At 64.3% G+C, this 15,725-nt stretch carries 13 protein-coding genes; 7 read left to right on the forward strand and 6 right to left on the reverse strand.

What is annotated here, in order from left to right; genetic code table 11:
* The first annotated feature begins 1 nt into the window (after window position 1).
* The 3 genes from XH92_RS02665 (at window position 2) to fahA (ending at window position 3,782) form a co-directional block, all read left to right on the forward strand.
* Window positions 2-958, forward strand: coding sequence for an MBL fold metallo-hydrolase (locus XH92_RS02665; RefSeq protein WP_194457848.1), 957 nt, complete (start codon window positions 2-4; stop codon window positions 956-958).
* Between the two features lie 2 nt (window positions 959-960).
* The gene (gene hmgA / locus XH92_RS02670) at window positions 961-2,307 is read left to right on the forward strand and encodes a homogentisate 1,2-dioxygenase (protein WP_194457849.1); all 1,347 of its coding nucleotides are present in this window, start codon (window positions 961-963) and stop codon (window positions 2,305-2,307) included.
* Window positions 2,308-2,510: 203 nt separating this feature from the next.
* Complete coding sequence (gene fahA, locus XH92_RS02675) at window positions 2,511-3,782, forward strand: fumarylacetoacetase (protein ID WP_194457850.1); 1,272 nt, start codon at window positions 2,511-2,513, stop codon at window positions 3,780-3,782.
* Window positions 3,783-3,917: 135 nt separating this feature from the next.
* On the opposite strand, the gene XH92_RS02680 is transcribed toward fahA, so the two are convergent.
* Together XH92_RS02680 and XH92_RS02685 are read right to left on the reverse strand one after the other, a co-directional pair.
* Window positions 3,918-4,229: a DUF1272 domain-containing protein gene (locus tag XH92_RS02680; RefSeq protein WP_194457851.1), complete on the reverse strand. Its 312-nt coding sequence runs from the start codon at window positions 4,227-4,229 to the stop codon at window positions 3,918-3,920.
* Between the two features lie 266 nt (window positions 4,230-4,495).
* Entirely contained in the window at window positions 4,496-4,972 is a 477-nt protein-coding gene (locus XH92_RS02685; protein ID WP_194457852.1) for an Lrp/AsnC family transcriptional regulator, read from the reverse strand.
* 124 nt (window positions 4,973-5,096) lie between these two features.
* Here XH92_RS02685 and hppD point away from each other — a divergent pair, with 124 nt between their 5' ends.
* A complete protein-coding gene (gene hppD / locus XH92_RS02690) occupies window positions 5,097-6,215 on the forward strand; it encodes a 4-hydroxyphenylpyruvate dioxygenase (protein ID WP_194457853.1) in 1,119 nt (372 codons plus the stop codon).
* A 176-nt stretch (window positions 6,216-6,391) separates the two neighbouring features.
* On the opposite strand, the gene XH92_RS02695 is transcribed toward hppD, so the two are convergent.
* From XH92_RS02695 to XH92_RS02710, 4 genes are all read right to left on the reverse strand, one after another.
* Entirely contained in the window at window positions 6,392-7,504 is a 1,113-nt protein-coding gene (locus XH92_RS02695) for a CaiB/BaiF CoA-transferase family protein (RefSeq protein WP_194457854.1), read from the reverse strand.
* 321 nt (window positions 7,505-7,825) lie between these two features.
* Window positions 7,826-8,626: a xanthine dehydrogenase family protein subunit M gene (locus XH92_RS02700; RefSeq protein ID WP_194457855.1), complete on the reverse strand. Its 801-nt coding sequence runs from the start codon at window positions 8,624-8,626 to the stop codon at window positions 7,826-7,828.
* A 13-nt stretch (window positions 8,627-8,639) separates the two neighbouring features.
* Window positions 8,640-10,979, reverse strand: coding sequence for a xanthine dehydrogenase family protein molybdopterin-binding subunit (locus XH92_RS02705; RefSeq protein WP_194457856.1), 2,340 nt, complete (start codon window positions 10,977-10,979; stop codon window positions 8,640-8,642).
* A 90-nt stretch (window positions 10,980-11,069) separates the two neighbouring features.
* Complete coding sequence (locus tag XH92_RS02710) at window positions 11,070-11,555, reverse strand: (2Fe-2S)-binding protein (RefSeq protein ID WP_076864653.1); 486 nt, start codon at window positions 11,553-11,555, stop codon at window positions 11,070-11,072.
* Window positions 11,556-11,959: 404 nt separating this feature from the next.
* Here XH92_RS02710 and XH92_RS02715 point away from each other — a divergent pair, with 404 nt between their 5' ends.
* The 3 genes from XH92_RS02715 to XH92_RS02725 all read left to right on the forward strand — a co-directional run bounded on the left by XH92_RS02715 (window position 11,960) and on the right by XH92_RS02725 (window position 15,711).
* Window positions 11,960-13,675: a PQQ-dependent methanol/ethanol family dehydrogenase gene (locus tag XH92_RS02715; RefSeq protein WP_246788187.1), complete on the forward strand. Its 1,716-nt coding sequence runs from the start codon at window positions 11,960-11,962 to the stop codon at window positions 13,673-13,675.
* A 78-nt stretch (window positions 13,676-13,753) separates the two neighbouring features.
* Window positions 13,754-14,905 carry a c-type cytochrome gene (locus XH92_RS02720; RefSeq protein WP_371817927.1) on the forward strand — a complete coding sequence of 384 codons (1,152 nt, stop codon included), beginning with the start codon at window positions 13,754-13,756 and terminating at the stop codon, window positions 14,903-14,905.
* A 125-nt stretch (window positions 14,906-15,030) separates the two neighbouring features.
* A complete protein-coding gene (locus XH92_RS02725) occupies window positions 15,031-15,711 on the forward strand; it encodes a response regulator transcription factor (protein WP_194457858.1) in 681 nt (226 codons plus the stop codon).
* Window positions 15,712-15,725 lie beyond the last annotated feature (14 nt).

Below are 15,725 nucleotides of genomic sequence, written 5' to 3' on the forward strand. Positions count from 1 at the left end.
GATGGCCAAAGGTTTCGCATCGACCACGGATCTCGCCGAGAAGAAGGTCACCTTCTCCGAGATCGGCACCGATCTCTACGCCTTCACCGCCGAGGGCGATCCCAACACTGCCGTGATCGTCGGCGACGACGGCTGCCTGGTGTTCGACGCGCAGGCAACGCCCGCGATGGCCAACAAGGTGATCGAGCGGGTCAAGACCGTCACCGACAAGCCGATCAAATATGTCGTGCTGTCGCATTATCACGCGGTGCGCGTGCTCGGCGCCTCCGCTTACAAGGCGCAGGGCATCGTCGCCTCGCAGGAGACCTATCGCCTGATCCAGGAGCGCGGCCAGCAGGACTGGGATTCCGAATACGGCCGCTTCCCGCGACTGTTCCAGGATGCAGCGAGCATTCCCGGCCTGACCTGGCCGACGCTGACCTTCGAGGGCGAGATGTCGATCTATCTCGGCAAGCGCGAGGTGCGGCTGATGCAGCTCGGCGCCGGCCACACCTCGGGCGATATCGTCGCCTGGGTGCCGGATGCCGAGGTGATGTTCTCCGGCGACCTCATCGAATATCACTCGGCCTGCTATTGCGGCGATGCACATCTGCGCGAATGGCCGATGACCTTGAACGAGATCCGCGCCTTCAATCCGAAGGCGATCGCGCCGGGCCGCGGCGATGCGCTGAAGGGCCTCGAGACCGGACGCGATGCGATCGCGATGACCCGCGACTTCGTCACCACGCTCTACGGCGCCGCCGAAGCGTCCGTCGCCAAGGGCCGCAGCCTGAAGGAATCGATGGCGGCGACGCGCGAGGTGATGGATCCGAAGTTCTCGAAGTTCGCAATCTACGAGCATTGCCTGCCGTTCAACGTTTCGCGCGCCTATGACGAGGCGTCCGGGATCGACGATCCCGTGATCTGGACCGACAAGCGCGACCAGGAAATGTGGGCCGCCCTGCAAGGAGGAGGATAGTCGTGAACATCAACACCTCGCCTGATCAGATCGTTCGCAGCTCGGGGCAGGTCACCCCGGGCTACATGTCCGGCTTCGGCAACAGCTTCGAGACCGAGGCCTTGCCCGGCGCACTGCCGATGGGGCGCAACTCGCCGCAGCGCTGCGCTTACGGGCTCTATGCCGAGCAATTGTCCGGCTCGCCGTTCACGGCGCCGCGCGGCACCAATGAACGCTCCTGGCTGTATCGTATCCGCCCGTCGGTGCGGCATTCGGGCCGCTTCGCCAAGGCAGATAGCGGGCTGTGGCGCACCGCGCCGTGCCACGAATACGACATGCCGATCGCGCAACTGCGCTGGGACCCGGCGCCGATCCCGAAGGAGGACATGACCTTCCTGCAGGGCGTGCAGACCATGACCACGGCGGGCGATGCCAATACCCAAGCGGGTATGGCGGCGCACATCTATCTCATCACCAAATCGATGGTCGATCAGCATTTCTACAATGCCGATGGCGAGATGATGTTCGTGTTGCAGCAGGGCAATCTGCGCCTCGTCACCGAGTTCGGCCGCATCGATGCCGAGCCGGGCGAGATCGTGGTGATCCCGCGCGGCGTGAAATTCCGCGTCGAGATTCCGAATGGCCCCGCGCGCGGTTATCTCTGCGAGAATTACGGCGGCGCCTTCACGCTGCCGGAGCGCGGCCCGATCGGTGCCAACTGCCTCGCCAACTCGCGCGACTTCCTGACGCCGGTGGCGGCCTACGAGGACAAGGACACGCCGACCGAGCTCTACGTGAAGTGGGGCGGCTCGCTGTTCAAGACCACGTTGCCGCATTCGCCGATCGACGTCGTCGCCTGGCACGGCAATTACGCGCCCTACAAATACGATCTACGCACCTTCTCGCCGGTCGGCGCGATCGCCTTCGATCATCCCGATCCGTCGATCTTCACGGTGCTGACCTCGCCGTCGGAGACCGCCGGCACCGCGAATATCGACTTCGTGATCTTCCCGGAGCGCTGGATGGTGGCCGATAACACCTTCCGCCCGCCGTGGTACCACATGAACATCATGTCCGAGTTCATGGGCCTGATCTACGGCGTCTACGACGCCAAGCCGCAAGGCTTCGTGCCGGGCGGCATCTCGCTGCATAATTGCATGCTGCCGCACGGCCCCGACCGCGAAGCCTTCGAGCACGCCAGCAACTCTGAGCTGAAGCCGGTGAAGCTGACCGGCACGATGGCCTTCATGTTCGAGACCCGTTTCCCGCAGCGCGTGACGCAGCACGCCGCGACGTCGTCGACGCTGCAGGATGATTACTCGGATTGCTGGAAGGGCTTGGAAAAGAAGTTCGACCCGACCAAGCCGTGATCTGACCCTCCCCTGTAGGGGGTCGGTTCGCATGCAGCGAAGCGGAATGCGAAACGGGGTGGGGTGATCTTTCAACACGGGCAGTGTGTTCGCGGATAGACTGTCACCCCACCCCGCCGCTCATTTCATTCGCGTCGACCCTCCCCCTCCAGGGGAGGGTGAAGAAGATCAGCTGTTGCACCGGATTGCACATCGGAACCACAATGCCCCACCCCAACGACCCAATGCTCCGCTCCTTCATCGACGTCGCGCCGACCTCCGACTTCCCGATCCAGAACCTGCCCTATGGCGTGTTCTCGTCGAAGGACGGCCTTGCGCCGCGCGTCGGGGTTGCGATCGGCGACTATGTGCTCGACCTCTGGGAGCTCGAGCAGGACTCGCGGCTCGATGTCGGGCCGCTCGGCGTGTTCTCGCAACCATCACTCAATGCCTTCATGGCGCTTGGGCCGAAGGTATGGTCGGCGACGCGGGCGCGGATCAGCGAGCTGTTGCGCTCGGATCACCCGGAGCTGCGCGACAACAGGGAGTTGCGGGCGCGGGCGCTGGTGCCGATAGCCGACGTCCGGCTGCACATGCCGTTCGCCGTCTCGGGCTATACCGACTTCTATTCGTCGAAAGAGCACGCCACCAATGTCGGCGTCATGTTCCGCGGCAAGGACAATGCGCTGCAGCCGAACTGGCTGCACATGCCGATCGGCTACAACGGCCGCGCCTCGACCGTCGTCGTGAGCGGCACCAAGGTCAAGCGGCCGCGCGGTCAGCTCAAGCCGCCGACCGCAGAGGTGCCGAGCTTCGGCCCGTGCAAGCGGCTCGACTTCGAATTGGAGATGGGTGTCGTCGTTGGACAGGCGTCAGCGATGGGCGAGATGCTGACCGAGAAGCAGGCCGAGGAGATGATCTTCGGCTTCGTCATCCTCAACGACTGGAGCGCGCGCGACATCCAGCAATGGGAGTATGTGCCGCTCGGCCCATTCCAGGCCAAGGCGTTCGCGACCTCGATCAGCCCGTGGGTGGTGACGCGCGAGGCGCTGGAGCCGTTCCGCATGCAGGGCCCGGCGCAGCAGCCGGAGCCGCTGGCCTATCTCAAGCAGGCCCAGCCGAACAATTACGACTTGCAGCTCGACGTGAGCTTGCGCGCCGGTGCGATGAACGAGGCGAAGACGATCTGCAGCACCAACTTCAAATACATGTACTGGTCGTCGGTGCAGCAGCTGGTGCACCACGCTTCCAGCGGCTGCGCGATGAATGTCGGCGACCTCCTCGGGTCCGGCACGATCTCCGGCCCCGAAAAGCACCAGCGCGGCAGCTTGCTCGAAATCAGCTGGAACGGCACCGAGCCGGTCGAGCTTGCCAGCGGCGTGACCCGTTCGTTCCTCGAAAACGGCGACTCGCTCGTCATGCGCGGCTGGTGCCAGGGCGACGGCTACCGCGTCGGGTTTGGCGAGGTCGAAGGCACGATCGTCGCGGCGGAGTGACGCATTCGTCATTGCGAGCCAACGGGTCGCGCGAATGCGCGCCCGATGACAGGCTCCGCGAAGCAATCCATCGATCCGCGTATGATGATGGGTGGATTGCTTCGTCGCTTCGCTCCTCGCAATGACGAGAAGAGATCACCGCTCCTCCGGCCTGACATCCCTCAGCCGCGCCGTGTTCGCCGCGACGTCATCAAGGCTGTATTTCAGATGCACCCGCTTGTCCGACGGCGGCTGGTTCACGGTGCAGACGCCCGCCCGCCACGGCTTGGCCGGGCGGATCGGCCGCGGCGCAAAGCCGCCGCCGCAGTTCGGGCAGACATTGCCGAGCTTGGTCTCGGCGCAATCAGCACAGAACGTGCATTCGTAGGAACAGATCCGCGCATCGACGGCGCTCGGTGGCAGGTCCTTGTCGCAATATTCGCAGTTCGGTCGCAGCTGCAGCGCCATGGCTTTCCTCAGATTCCTGGATGCCGCAGACACCGCTGCACCTCTCCCCTTGTGGGAGAGGTCGGATCGCATCGCAAGATGCGATCCGGGTGAGGGGTCACGGTCTCTCGGCAGAGGGTGCTTCGCGGAGAGAACCCCTCACCCCAACCCTCTCCCACAAGGGGAGAGGGAGCCCACTACCGATGTCGCGGTATCGAACCAATTCGCACAGATGATCGCAGGTCGTGCCACTGAAGCGAATGACGGAATTCCCTCGATTCGCGCCATCACGCCTGTAACGATTTCAACGGCAGCCTGGTGCTCTCCTTCAGGCGATCGAGCACGATCGAGGAGCGCACATGCGCCACGCTCTGGTGCGGCATCAGCACGTTGTTGACGATGTCCGACAGGCTCTTGAGGTCGCGCAGCATCACCTTCAGCACGTAGTCGGCATCGCCGGTCAGCGCATAGGCCTCCTGGATGTCGTCGACGCGGTTGACCAGTTCGCGAAACCGCTTGGCATTGTCGGGCGAGTGGGTCGCCAGCGTGATGTGGATGAAGGCGATCAGGCCGAAGCCGAGCGCCTCGCCGGCGAGGTCGGCGTGATAGCCGGAGATCACCTTCTCCTCCTCCAGCCGCATCCGCCGCCGCGAGCATTGCGAGGCTGACAGCCCGACGAGGTCGGCCAGCTGCTGGTTGGTCAGCCGGCCGTCGTCTTGCAGGGCGGCGAGCATTTTGAGGTCGAAGGCGTCGACTTCAGGCATGCGTCAAATATCCATTCCATGCACGGATCGTGCGCAATAATAGCGAAGCGAGCCCTATTTTGCACGCACGTTGCGCCTCAAGTGACGGAAACTGATCTCCAGACAAATCAGGGAGTTACCCGCCATGGGTCCGTTTCCGCACGATGCGCCGCCGGCCGAGATTAGCACCGAGAACCCGATGGGCACCGACGGCTTCGAGTTCGTCGAATACGCCCATCCCAACTCGGCGGAGCTACACGCCCTGTTCAAGCTGATGGGCTTTGTCGCGGTCGCCCGCCACAAGACCAAGGCGATCACGGTCTATCGCCAGGGCGATATCAACTATCTCGTCAATGAGGAGCCGGGCAGCCACGGCTTCAATTTCGTCGCCGCGCACGGCCCCTGCGCGCCGTCGATCGCGTTCCGTGTGGTTGATGCCAAGTGCGCCCATGAGCGCGCGATCGCACTCGGCGCGGAGCCGGCGGATGTGTCGTCCGCGGCGAAGACGCTCGATGTGCCCGCGATCAAGGGCATCGGCGGCAGCCTGCTCTATTTCGTCGATCGCTACGGCGCCAAGGGTTCGGCCTATGATGCCGAGTTCGAGTGGTTAGGGGCTGCGAACCCGCGCCCCGCGGGCTCCGGCCTCTATTACATCGATCACCTCACCCACAACGTCCATCGCGGCCGGATGGATGTCTGGACCGGCTTCTATGCAAAACTGTTCAACTTCCGCCAGATCCGCTTCTTCGACATCGAGGGCCGCGCATCCGGCCTGTTCTCGCGTGCGCTGACCAGCCCGGACGGCAAGATCCGGATTCCGATCAACGAGGACGCCGGCGATTCCGGACAGATCGAGGAATATCTCAACGTCTATCGCGGCGAGGGCATCCAGCACATCGCCTGCGGCGCGCGCGATATCCACGCGACGGTCGAGAGATTGCGCGCGGACGGCCTGCCGTTCATGCCGTCGCCGCCCGACACCTATTTCGAGCGGATCGATGCCCGCCTGCCCAAGCACGGTGAGGACGTCGCGCGGCTCAAGACCAACGGCATCCTGATCGACGGCGAGGGCGTGGTCGACGGCGGCCAGACCAAGGTGCTGCTGCAGATCTTCTCGGCGAACGCGATCGGGCCGATCTTCTTCGAGTTCATCCAGCGCAAGGGCGACGACGGCTTTGGCGAAGGCAACTTCAAGGCGCTGTTCGAATCGATCGAGGAAGACCAGATCCGCCGCGGCGTGCTGAAGGTCGATCACGCGGCGTAGGCACAGTGCCACGATAGCGCACAGCCAATAGGTGTCGTCCCTGCTTTCGAAAGCAGGGACCCATAACCACAGGACGTGGGGATGAAGCGAGCTGGGGCCACAGCGTCGCGCAACAACGGTGCCCTGTGGTTATGGGTCCCGGGTCGCGCTGCGCTTGCCCGGGACGACGACGAGATTTATTTCGTCGCTTTCCAAGCCGCCGTCACATCGCCGATGCTCGCCAGCTCCGGTTCGCGGATCGCGGACGGCGTGCGCGAGAAGCGCGGTGCGGGGGCGGGCTGGGTGACGCCGTGGCGCTCGACGAACACCTGGCGTGCCGCCATGTGCGGATGCTTCGGGGCCTCTTCCATCGTGAGGATCGGCGCGAAACAGATGTCGGTGCCTTCCATGATCTTGCACCAGTCGGCGCGCGACTTGCTCTTGAACACCTTCTCCAGCTTCGCCTTCAGCGCCGGCCAGGCCTTGCGGTCCATCTGGGCATCGAAGTCGGCGTCGGTCAGGTCGGCATGCTTGCGCAGCAGCGCGTAGAACTGCGGCTCGATCGAGCCGATCGAGATGAAATTGCCGCAGGAGCATTCGTAGACGCCATAGAAATGCGCGCCGCCGTCGAGGAAATTCTGGTCGCGGCCGCCGCTCCAGCGGCCTTGCGCGGCCATGTCGTAGAACATCGACATCAGCGAGGCCGCGCCGTCGCACATCGCGGTGTCGACCACCTGGCCCTTGCCGGACTTCTGCGCTTCCAGGAGTGCTGCGAGCACGCCGACCACGAGATAAAGTGCGCCGCCGCCGAAATCGCCAACCAGGTTGAGCGGCGGCACCGGCTTCTCCTTAGGTCCGATCGCGGCAAGTGCGCCTGTGATCGAGATGTAGTTGATGTCGTGGCCGGCGGCGTTGGCCAGCGGGCCTTCCTGGCCCCAGCCGGTCATGCGGCCGTAGACCAGTTTTGGATTGCGCGCGAGCACCACATCGGGGCCGAGGCCGAGGCGCTCCATCACGCCGGGGCGGAAGCCCTCGATCAGCGCGTCGGCATGGCCGAGCAGTTCGAGCACTTCAGCGATCGCCGCCTTGTTCTTGAGATCGAGCTCGATCACCTTGCGGCCGCGGGTCGCGACCGCCTTCAAATTCTTGCCCGCGCCGACCCGGTCCAGCGTGATGACCTCGGCGCCCATGTCGGCGAGCAGCATGCAGGCGAACGGGCCGGGACCGATGCCGGCGAATTCGACGATGCGGAAGCCTGTGAGCGGGCCCGAGGTGCGAGCGGCGGTATGGGAGGCGGGCTTGTCGAGCACGTTGTTGTTCCGTTGTTGCTATTGGGAAGTAGTCGAAGGGTCTTGTTCACTCGTCCGACGCGCGGGGAATCGCACCGGCGCTGCCGTCAAAGGCGCGGCCTGGCCGTCGGTACCCATGGCAATGGGGGCTCGCTTGCTCTGTCGAACGTCATGGGTCCTCTCCCCGCGGGCCGTCCATCTGACGGTATTTTTAATTAGCTGATTAGCTAAATTCTCTCGCCTAACGGGGGATGTGGCAAGCCCTTTTGGCTGGAATGCCAGCAAAACGCGAACGGCGCGCATCGCTGCGCGCCGCCTGCATAGGTTCCCGAAGGATAGAGACTAACCGGCCGCGGTCACGGCCCGCTGTCCCATCACCTTCACCAGGTTGGCGCGGTAATCCGCCGAGCCGTGGATGTCGGCGAGCAGGCCGCTCGCCGGGATCGTGACGCTGTCGAGCGCCGCGGCCGCCCAGTTCGCCTTTAACGCCTGCTCGATCGGGCCGACCCGCATCACGCCGCTTTGCGACGCACCCGTCGCGGCGACGCGGACGTCACCCGACTTGGTCTTGGCCACGAACACGCCGGTCAGTGCAAAGCGCGAGGCCGGATGCCGCATCTTGGCATAACCCGCCTTGGCCGGGACCGGAAACGACACCGCGGTGATGATCTCGCCATCCTCGAGCGCCGTCGTGAACAGGCCCTTGAAGAAGTCCTCCGCCGCGATCGACCGTTTGTTGGTCTTGACCGTCGCGCCGAGCGCCAGCACCGCCGCCGGATAATCCGCCGCCGGGTCGTTGTTGGCGAGCGAGCCGCCGATCGTGCCGCGATAGCGCACGGCGGGATCGCCGATCATCGACGCCAGATTGGCGAGCGCCGGGATCGCTTTCTGCACCGCATCGCTTTGCGCCACGTCGTAATGCGGCGTAGCGGCCTTGATGGTGACGGTTTCGCCCGAGACCTCGATGCCGATCATCTCCTGCACCTTGGAGAGGTCGATCACGTCCGAAGGCGAAGCAAGACGCTGCTTCATTACCGGAAGCAGGGTTTGTCCGCCGGCGAGGAATTTTGATTCCGCGCCTTTGGCGAAGGTTGCGGCGGCGTCAGCGACCGAGGAAGCGCGATGATAATTGGTCTCGTACATGGCTCTTCCTCCCTCAACCGTGAATGGCGTGCCAGACGCGATCGGGCGTCGCCGGCATTTCCAGCTTGTTGTTGCCGATGGCGTCCGTGATCGCGTTGATCACGGCGGCAGAGGCGCCGATCGCGCCGGCTTCGCCGCAGCCCTTGACGCCGAGCGGGTTGCCCGGACACAGCGTCGTGGTGTGGGAGAGCTGGAACGACGGCAGGTCGTCGGCGCGCGGCATGGTGTAGTCCATGAAGGACGCGGTCACGAGCTGACCGGTGTCGTCATAGACCGCGCCCTCGAGCAAGGCCTGACCGATGCCCTGCGCAAGGCCGCCATGGACCTGGCCCTCGACAATCATCGGGTTGATCAGCCGGCCGAAATCGTCCGCCGCCACGAAGTTGACGAAGGAAGTCTTGCCGGTGCCCGGATCGACCTCGAGCTCGCAGATATAGGCGCCGGCCGGGAAGGTGAAGTTGGTCGGGTCGTAGAACGCCGTCTCCTTCAGCCCGGGCTCCATGCCATCAGGCAGGTTGTGCGCGGTATAGGCGGCGAGCGCGACCATCGGCAGCGCGATCGACTTGTCAGTGCCGGTGACCTTGAACTCGCCGTTCTCGATCACGATGTCGCTCTCGGAGGCCTCGAGCGCATGCGCCGCGATCTTCTTGGCCTTGGCTTCCACCTTCTCCATCGCCTTCACGATCGCCGTACCGCCGACCGCAAGTGAGCGCGAGCCGTAGGTGCCCATGCCGAACTGCACCTTGTCGGTGTCGCCATGGACGATCGAGACCTGGCTGATCGGCACGCCGAGCCGCTCGGCGATGATCTGGCAGAACGTCGTCTCATGGCCCTGGCCGTGGCTGTGCGAACCGGTGAGCACCTCGATGGTGCCGACCGGATTGACGCGGATCTCCGCCGACTCCCACAGGCCGACGCCGGCGCCGAGACTGCCGACCGCCTTCGACGGCGCGATGCCGCAGGCCTCGATGTAGCAGGAGACGCCGATGCCGCGCAGCTTGCCGTCGGCTTTCGCCTTGGCCTTGCGGGCCGGGAAGCCGGCATAGTCGATCGCCTTCATCGCGGCATCGATCGAGGCGTGGAAGTCGCCGATGTCATACGCCATGATAACCGGCGTCTGATACGGGAACGTGGTAATGAAGTTTGCCTTGCGCAGCTCGGCCGGATCGACCTTCAACTGCCGCGCCGCCGTCTCCATCATGCGCTCGATGAGGTAGCTCGCTTCGGGGCGGCCGGCGCCGCGATAGGCGTCGACCGGCGTGGTGTTGGTGTAGACGCCGATCACCTCGGCGTAGATCGCCGGGATCACGTACTGGCCCGACAGCAGCGTCGCGTAGAGATAGGTCGGCACCGCTGAGGAGAACAGCGACATATAGGCGCCGAAATTGGCGTGGGTCTTCACCCGCAGCCCAAGGATCTTGTTGTCCTTGTCGAACGCCATCTCCGCCTTCGAGACATGGTCGCGGCCATGCGCGTCGGTGAGGAAGGCCTCGGAACGATCGCCGGTCCACTTCACCGGGCGACCCACTTTCTTGGAGGCCCACAGCGCCACCATCTCTTCCGGATAGATGTAGATCTTGGAGCCGAAGCCGCCGCCGACGTCGGGCGCGATCACGCGTAGCTTGTGCTCGGGCGCGATGTTGTAGAACGCCGACAGCACGAGGCGGGCGACGTGCGGGTTCTGCGAGGTCGTGTAGAGCGTGTAGTGCTCTTCGGCCTGGTCGTAATGCGCGACCGCCGCGCGCGGCTCCATCGCGTTCGGCACCAGGCGGTTGTTGGTGAGTTCGAGCGTCACCACGTTGGCGGCCTTGCTGAATGCATCCTTCACCGCGGCTTCGTCACCGAGATGCCAGTCATAGACGATGTTGCCTGGGGCTTCGGGATGCAGCTGCGGTGCGCCCGGCTTGATCGCGGCCTTGATGTCGGCCGCCGCGGGAAGCTCTTCGTAATCGACGACGACGGCTTCCGCCGCGTCCCTGGCCTGGTTCTTAGTCTCGGCGATCACGACCGCGACCGCCTGTCCGACGAAGCGCACGGTCTCCGGCGCCATCGCCGGCCACGCGCCCATTTTCATCGGCGAACCGTCCTTCGAGGTGATCGCCCAGCCGCAGATCAGGTTGCCGACCTTGTCGTCGACGATCTGCTGTCCGGTCAGCACCGCGATCACGCCGGGCATCTTCATCGCCTCGGCAGAGTTGATGCCCTTGACCTTGGCATGTGCATGCGGGCTGCGGATGAAGTGAGCGTAGCTCATGCCGACCATTTTAACGTCGTCGACGTAACGTCCTTGTCCGGTGATGAACCGGCGGTCTTCCTTGCGCACGACACGTGCGCCAATTCCTTCAACACCCATGGTCTAGTCCTCCCGACCGGAGATTCGATTTGCCGCCGTTTCCATCGAGATCGGCGGTGATGAGCTTGATCGTGTGCGGTGCGCGAGCTGCTATTCGGCGGCCTGCGCGACCTTCATGCGGCCGGCCGCATCGAGCACCGCCTTGACGATGTTGTGGTAGCCGGTGCAGCGGCAGATGTTGCCTTCGAGCTCCTGGCGAACCGTTTCCTCGTCGAGCTTGCCGCCATGCCGGTGCACGATATCGACCGCGGACATGATCATGCCGGGGGTGCAGTAGCCGCACTGCAGGCCGTGATTGTCGCGGAACGCCGCCTGCATCGGATGCAGCTCGTCGCCCTTGGCGAGCCCTTCGATCGTGGTGACGTTGGAGCCCGCCGCCTGGCCGGCCAGCATGGTGCAGGATTTGACCGCCCGTCCATCGACATGGACGACGCAGGCGCCGCACTGGCTGGTATCGCAGCCGACATGGGTGCCGGTGAGGTTCAGGTTTTCGCGCAACAGGTGCACGAGGAGGGTTCGGTCCTCAACGTCGACCGAGACCGCCTTGCCGTTTACCGTCAGTTTGACTGTAGACACGCGTTTCTCCCAATAGCTTCGTTATGGGCCCAGTAGACCACGCTTCATATGGGACGTAACCGCGATCAAAGTCGTAGTTGCGGCCCTGTCATGAAGGCTCCGGGCTGTGCCTGCGATCCTAGCAGGCGGCCGTTCGATGGGCAATTTGCAAGCGGCTGCCGGCGTGCTCCGGCGTGACGAAAATGCGCTGCGGCGCAAGCGATTTTGGGCCGACTGACGCTGCCTGCGGCGCGCCAAAATCGTCGCCGCGATTGCTACTACCTTCCGCCTATAACGACGCAAAAGCGTTGCTGTCATTTTCATCGCCGACGCAGCGACGCAAGATCGCTGGTTCATGAAATTGGGCATCGATCCGCGCGCGCGATGCATCCATCGCGGCAACGAAACCATATTGGAGGAAGCCAATGAAGCTGAGGAGCGGGATTTTCTTTGCCGGTGTGTCGCTGGTCGCCATGGTGCTGGCAGGCATTGGCGCGTCGAAAGCGAATGATTCCGTCGTGAAGGCGGCGTCCGATCCCAACGGATGGGCGATCGCCGGCCACGACTACGGCAATACGCGTTTCAGCCCCTTAAAGCAGATCAATTCCGAGAACGCCGGCAAGCTGCAGCTGGTCTACTCGCTGTCGCTGGCCTCGCTGCGCTCCAACGAGTCCTCGCCGCTGGTGATCGGCAAGACGCTGTACGTGTCGACCTCGTGGGGTCCGAAATACGTCTATGCGGTCGACGCCGCGACCGGCGCGCGCAAGTGGACCTGGCAGCCCGACATTCCGGATGACGTGCTTCAATACGCCTGCTGCGACGTCAATAACCGCGGCGTGTCCTATGCAGACGGCAAGATCTTCGTCGGCCGGCTCGACGGCAAGCTGACCGCGCTCGATGCCGAGTCCGGCAAGGAGCTCTGGACCTCGACCGTGGTCGACTACAAGCAGGGCTCGGTCATCACCTCGCCGCCGCTGATCGTCCGCGACAAGGTGATCACCGGCTTCGGCGGCGGCGAATACGGCGTCCGCGGCTCGTTGCAGGCCTTCTCCCTCAAGGACGGCAAGCTGCTCTGGCAGACCTTCACCGTGCCGGCGCCGGGCGAGCCCGGCAGCGACACCTGGAAGGGCGACACCGGGCTGCATGGCGGCGGCGCCGCCTGGCTGGTCGGCTCCTACGACGCCAAGACCGACACGGTCTACTGGGGTACCAGCAATCCGGGACCGTGGAATACCGCGGTGCGCTCCACCGGCGACGGCAATTTCGGCAAGCTGACCAACCTCTACACGGCCTCGACGCTGGCGATCGATCCCAACACCGGCAAGATCAAGTGGCACATCCAGGGCACGCCGGCCGACGCCTGGGACTATGACGGCGTCAACGAGCTGCTGCTCGCCGACCTGAAGATCAAGGGCGCCGAAACGCCGGTGCTGATGAAGGCGGACCGCAACGGCTTCTTCTTCGTGGCCAACCGCGAGACCGGCAAGGTGATCTCGGCCGAGAAATACGTCTTCGCCAACTGGGCCAAGAAGTGGGACGTCAACACGATGCGGGCGGAAGAGGATCCGGATAAGCGTCCGGGCCCCGGCCATCCCGCCAAGGACATCTGCCCGAACCTGATCGGCGGCAAGAACTGGCAGCCGATGTCGTTCAACCCGCAGACCGGCCTGGTCTACATCCCGAGCAACAACGTCTGCATGGACTGGTCGGTCTCTGACGTGAACTACAAGCGCGGCGTGTTCTATCTCGGCGCCGAATTCCCGACCAAGCCGGGCCCCGGCGGCTTCCTCGGCGAGCTCGTGGCCTGGGATCCGATCGCCAACAAGAAGGTCTGGAGCATCAAGGAAGACCTGCCCTTCAACGGCGGCACGCTGACGACCGGCGGCAATCTGGTGTTCTCGGGCAATCTGCACGGCGACTTCCGCGCCATCGATGCCAAGAACGGCAAGGTGCTGTGGAGCAAGAACCTCGGCAGCGGCATCGGCGCAGGTCCCGTGACGTATTCGGTCGACGGTAAGCAGTATGTCGCGATCGTGGTCGGACGCACCGCGGCGCTGCCGGCCTTCCTCGGTGACATCGGCAAGAAGATGGTCGCCGCGGCGCCTGAAGGCGGCTCGCTGTTCGTGTTCGCCCTGCAATAAACGATGGTCCAGGAGGCAGCATTGTCCGTATCTTGCATCGCCCGAAACGAACTGCGCACCCCCTCGCGCAACGCGCGGTTGGAACGTGCAATCCGGACCGTGCTGCTCTCCGCCCTGCTGATGGCGCCGGCCCTGGCGGCCGGCGCCGACGAGACAAAGCCGCCGCTGCGGCTCTGCGCCGACCCGACCAACCTGCCGTTCTCGAGCGACGAGCCGGGCAAGCCCGGCCTCTATCTCGAGATCGGCCAGGCGGTCGCGCAGAAGCTCGGCCGCACCGTGAGCTATAACTGGTACAAATCCTATTTCGGCAAGCGCACCGTGCGGGAGACGCTGCTGGGCAAGCAATGCGACGCCATGGTCGGCCTGCCGTTGATCGACGATTTCATGGGTCCGGCGGTGATCTTCTCGAAGCCGATCGCTCATGAAGGCTACGCGTTGGTCGGTGGCAAGGATCGCAAGCTCGCCGGCATCGACGATCTCAAGGGATTGCGGGTTGCGGTGCAATATCAATCGACGCCGCAGAACCTGCTGGCGCTGCGCGACGACATCCGGAAGGTCACCGTGCTGAGCCCTGAGGAGGGCATGGCGGCCCTCGAGCAAGGCAAGGCCGACATCGCCTTCATCTGGGCGCCGGTGGCGGGCTGGCTCAACAAGACGACCTATGGCGACAAGTATCAGATCGTGTCGACCGAGGGCGACGGCCTGCTCTGGGCGACGGCAGTCGGCTTCGCCAAGGCGTCCGGCGCGCTGCGCGATGAAGTCGACGGCGTGCTGCCGTCGCTAGAGCCGGAGATTTCCGCCCTGTTTGCCAAATACGGCGTGCCGGACGGCGCGCCGGTGAAGTTCAGCCAGGCAGACCAGGCAACGACCTCGTCCGTCGGAGCAAGCGAGCCCGTCACCGTCGGGCAGGCGGCCGCGGCCGAGAAACCGGTCCAGACCGCCGTGGCCGCCGGGGATGCCAAGGGCGACGCCAATGCGGGGCGGGAGGTCTTCAACGGCACCTGCGCCCATTGCCACGGTCCGGACGCGGTGCAGGCCGAGCGAAAGATCGATCTCAGGCTGCTCAAGAAGCGCTATGCTGACGACATGGAACAGACATTCTGGAAGACAGTTCATGACGGGCGGCCAGCCAAGGGCATGCCGGCCTGGAAGGACGTCTTCAGCGACGACGAGCTCAGAAACGTATATGCCTATCTGCAGAGTGTGCAGGATACCGGCGGATCGAACTAGCCGCGGTAGCGTTTTCGAGCGAAGTGGATACCGGTTCGCGTGAAGAAAACGCGTCAGAATATGAATCGAGAGCCCCGTTCCGATTCTATCGGAACGGAAAAGGCTCGAGCAGTGCGAGGGTCCTCATGATGGGGTTCCTGATCATCGACGATCACCCCCTGTTCGGGGAGGCGCTTGGCAACGCCATCCGCATCTCGCATCCCGATGCACGGATCTACGAGGCGACCTCGATCAAAGGCGCGCTGGGTATCCTCGCCAGCGAGCCGAACATCGACCTCGCGCTGCTCGATCTGCTGCTGCCCGACGTGGTCGGCTTCTCCGGTTTCCAGAAGATCCGGGATCGCTATCCGCGGCTGCCGATCGCCATCGTCTCCAGCGAAGAGGACAAGCACACCATCCGCGAGGCGCTGGAGATGGGCGCAGTCGGCTATCTGCCGAAATCGACCTCGCTCGGCGAGCTGTCGCAGGCGATCGCGCGCGTGCTGAGCGGATCGGTCTCGGCGCCGCGCGATTTCGTCGCGGTCGGCGCACTGGAGCAGTCCGAGACCGCGCGGACGCTGCGCGAGCGGATCCAGAAGCTGACGCCGCAGCAAATCCGCGTGCTGCACCTGATCATCCGCGGCTTGCAGAACCGCGAGATCGCCTCCGAGCTCAAGCTCGCGGAATCCACCGTGAAGGCGCATGTCACCGAGATCCTGCGCAAGCTGAAGCTGTTCAGCCGCAACAAGGCGATCATCGAGCTCGGCAAGATTCCGCTTCCGGTCCCCGATGCCTGCGCGGCTGCGAAGCCTGACAAGGCCTCCTAGAGCATGACCCGGAA

The organism is Bradyrhizobium sp. CCBAU 53421 (genome assembly GCF_015291625.1).
In the GTDB taxonomy this organism is placed as follows: domain Bacteria; phylum Pseudomonadota; class Alphaproteobacteria; order Rhizobiales; family Xanthobacteraceae; genus Bradyrhizobium.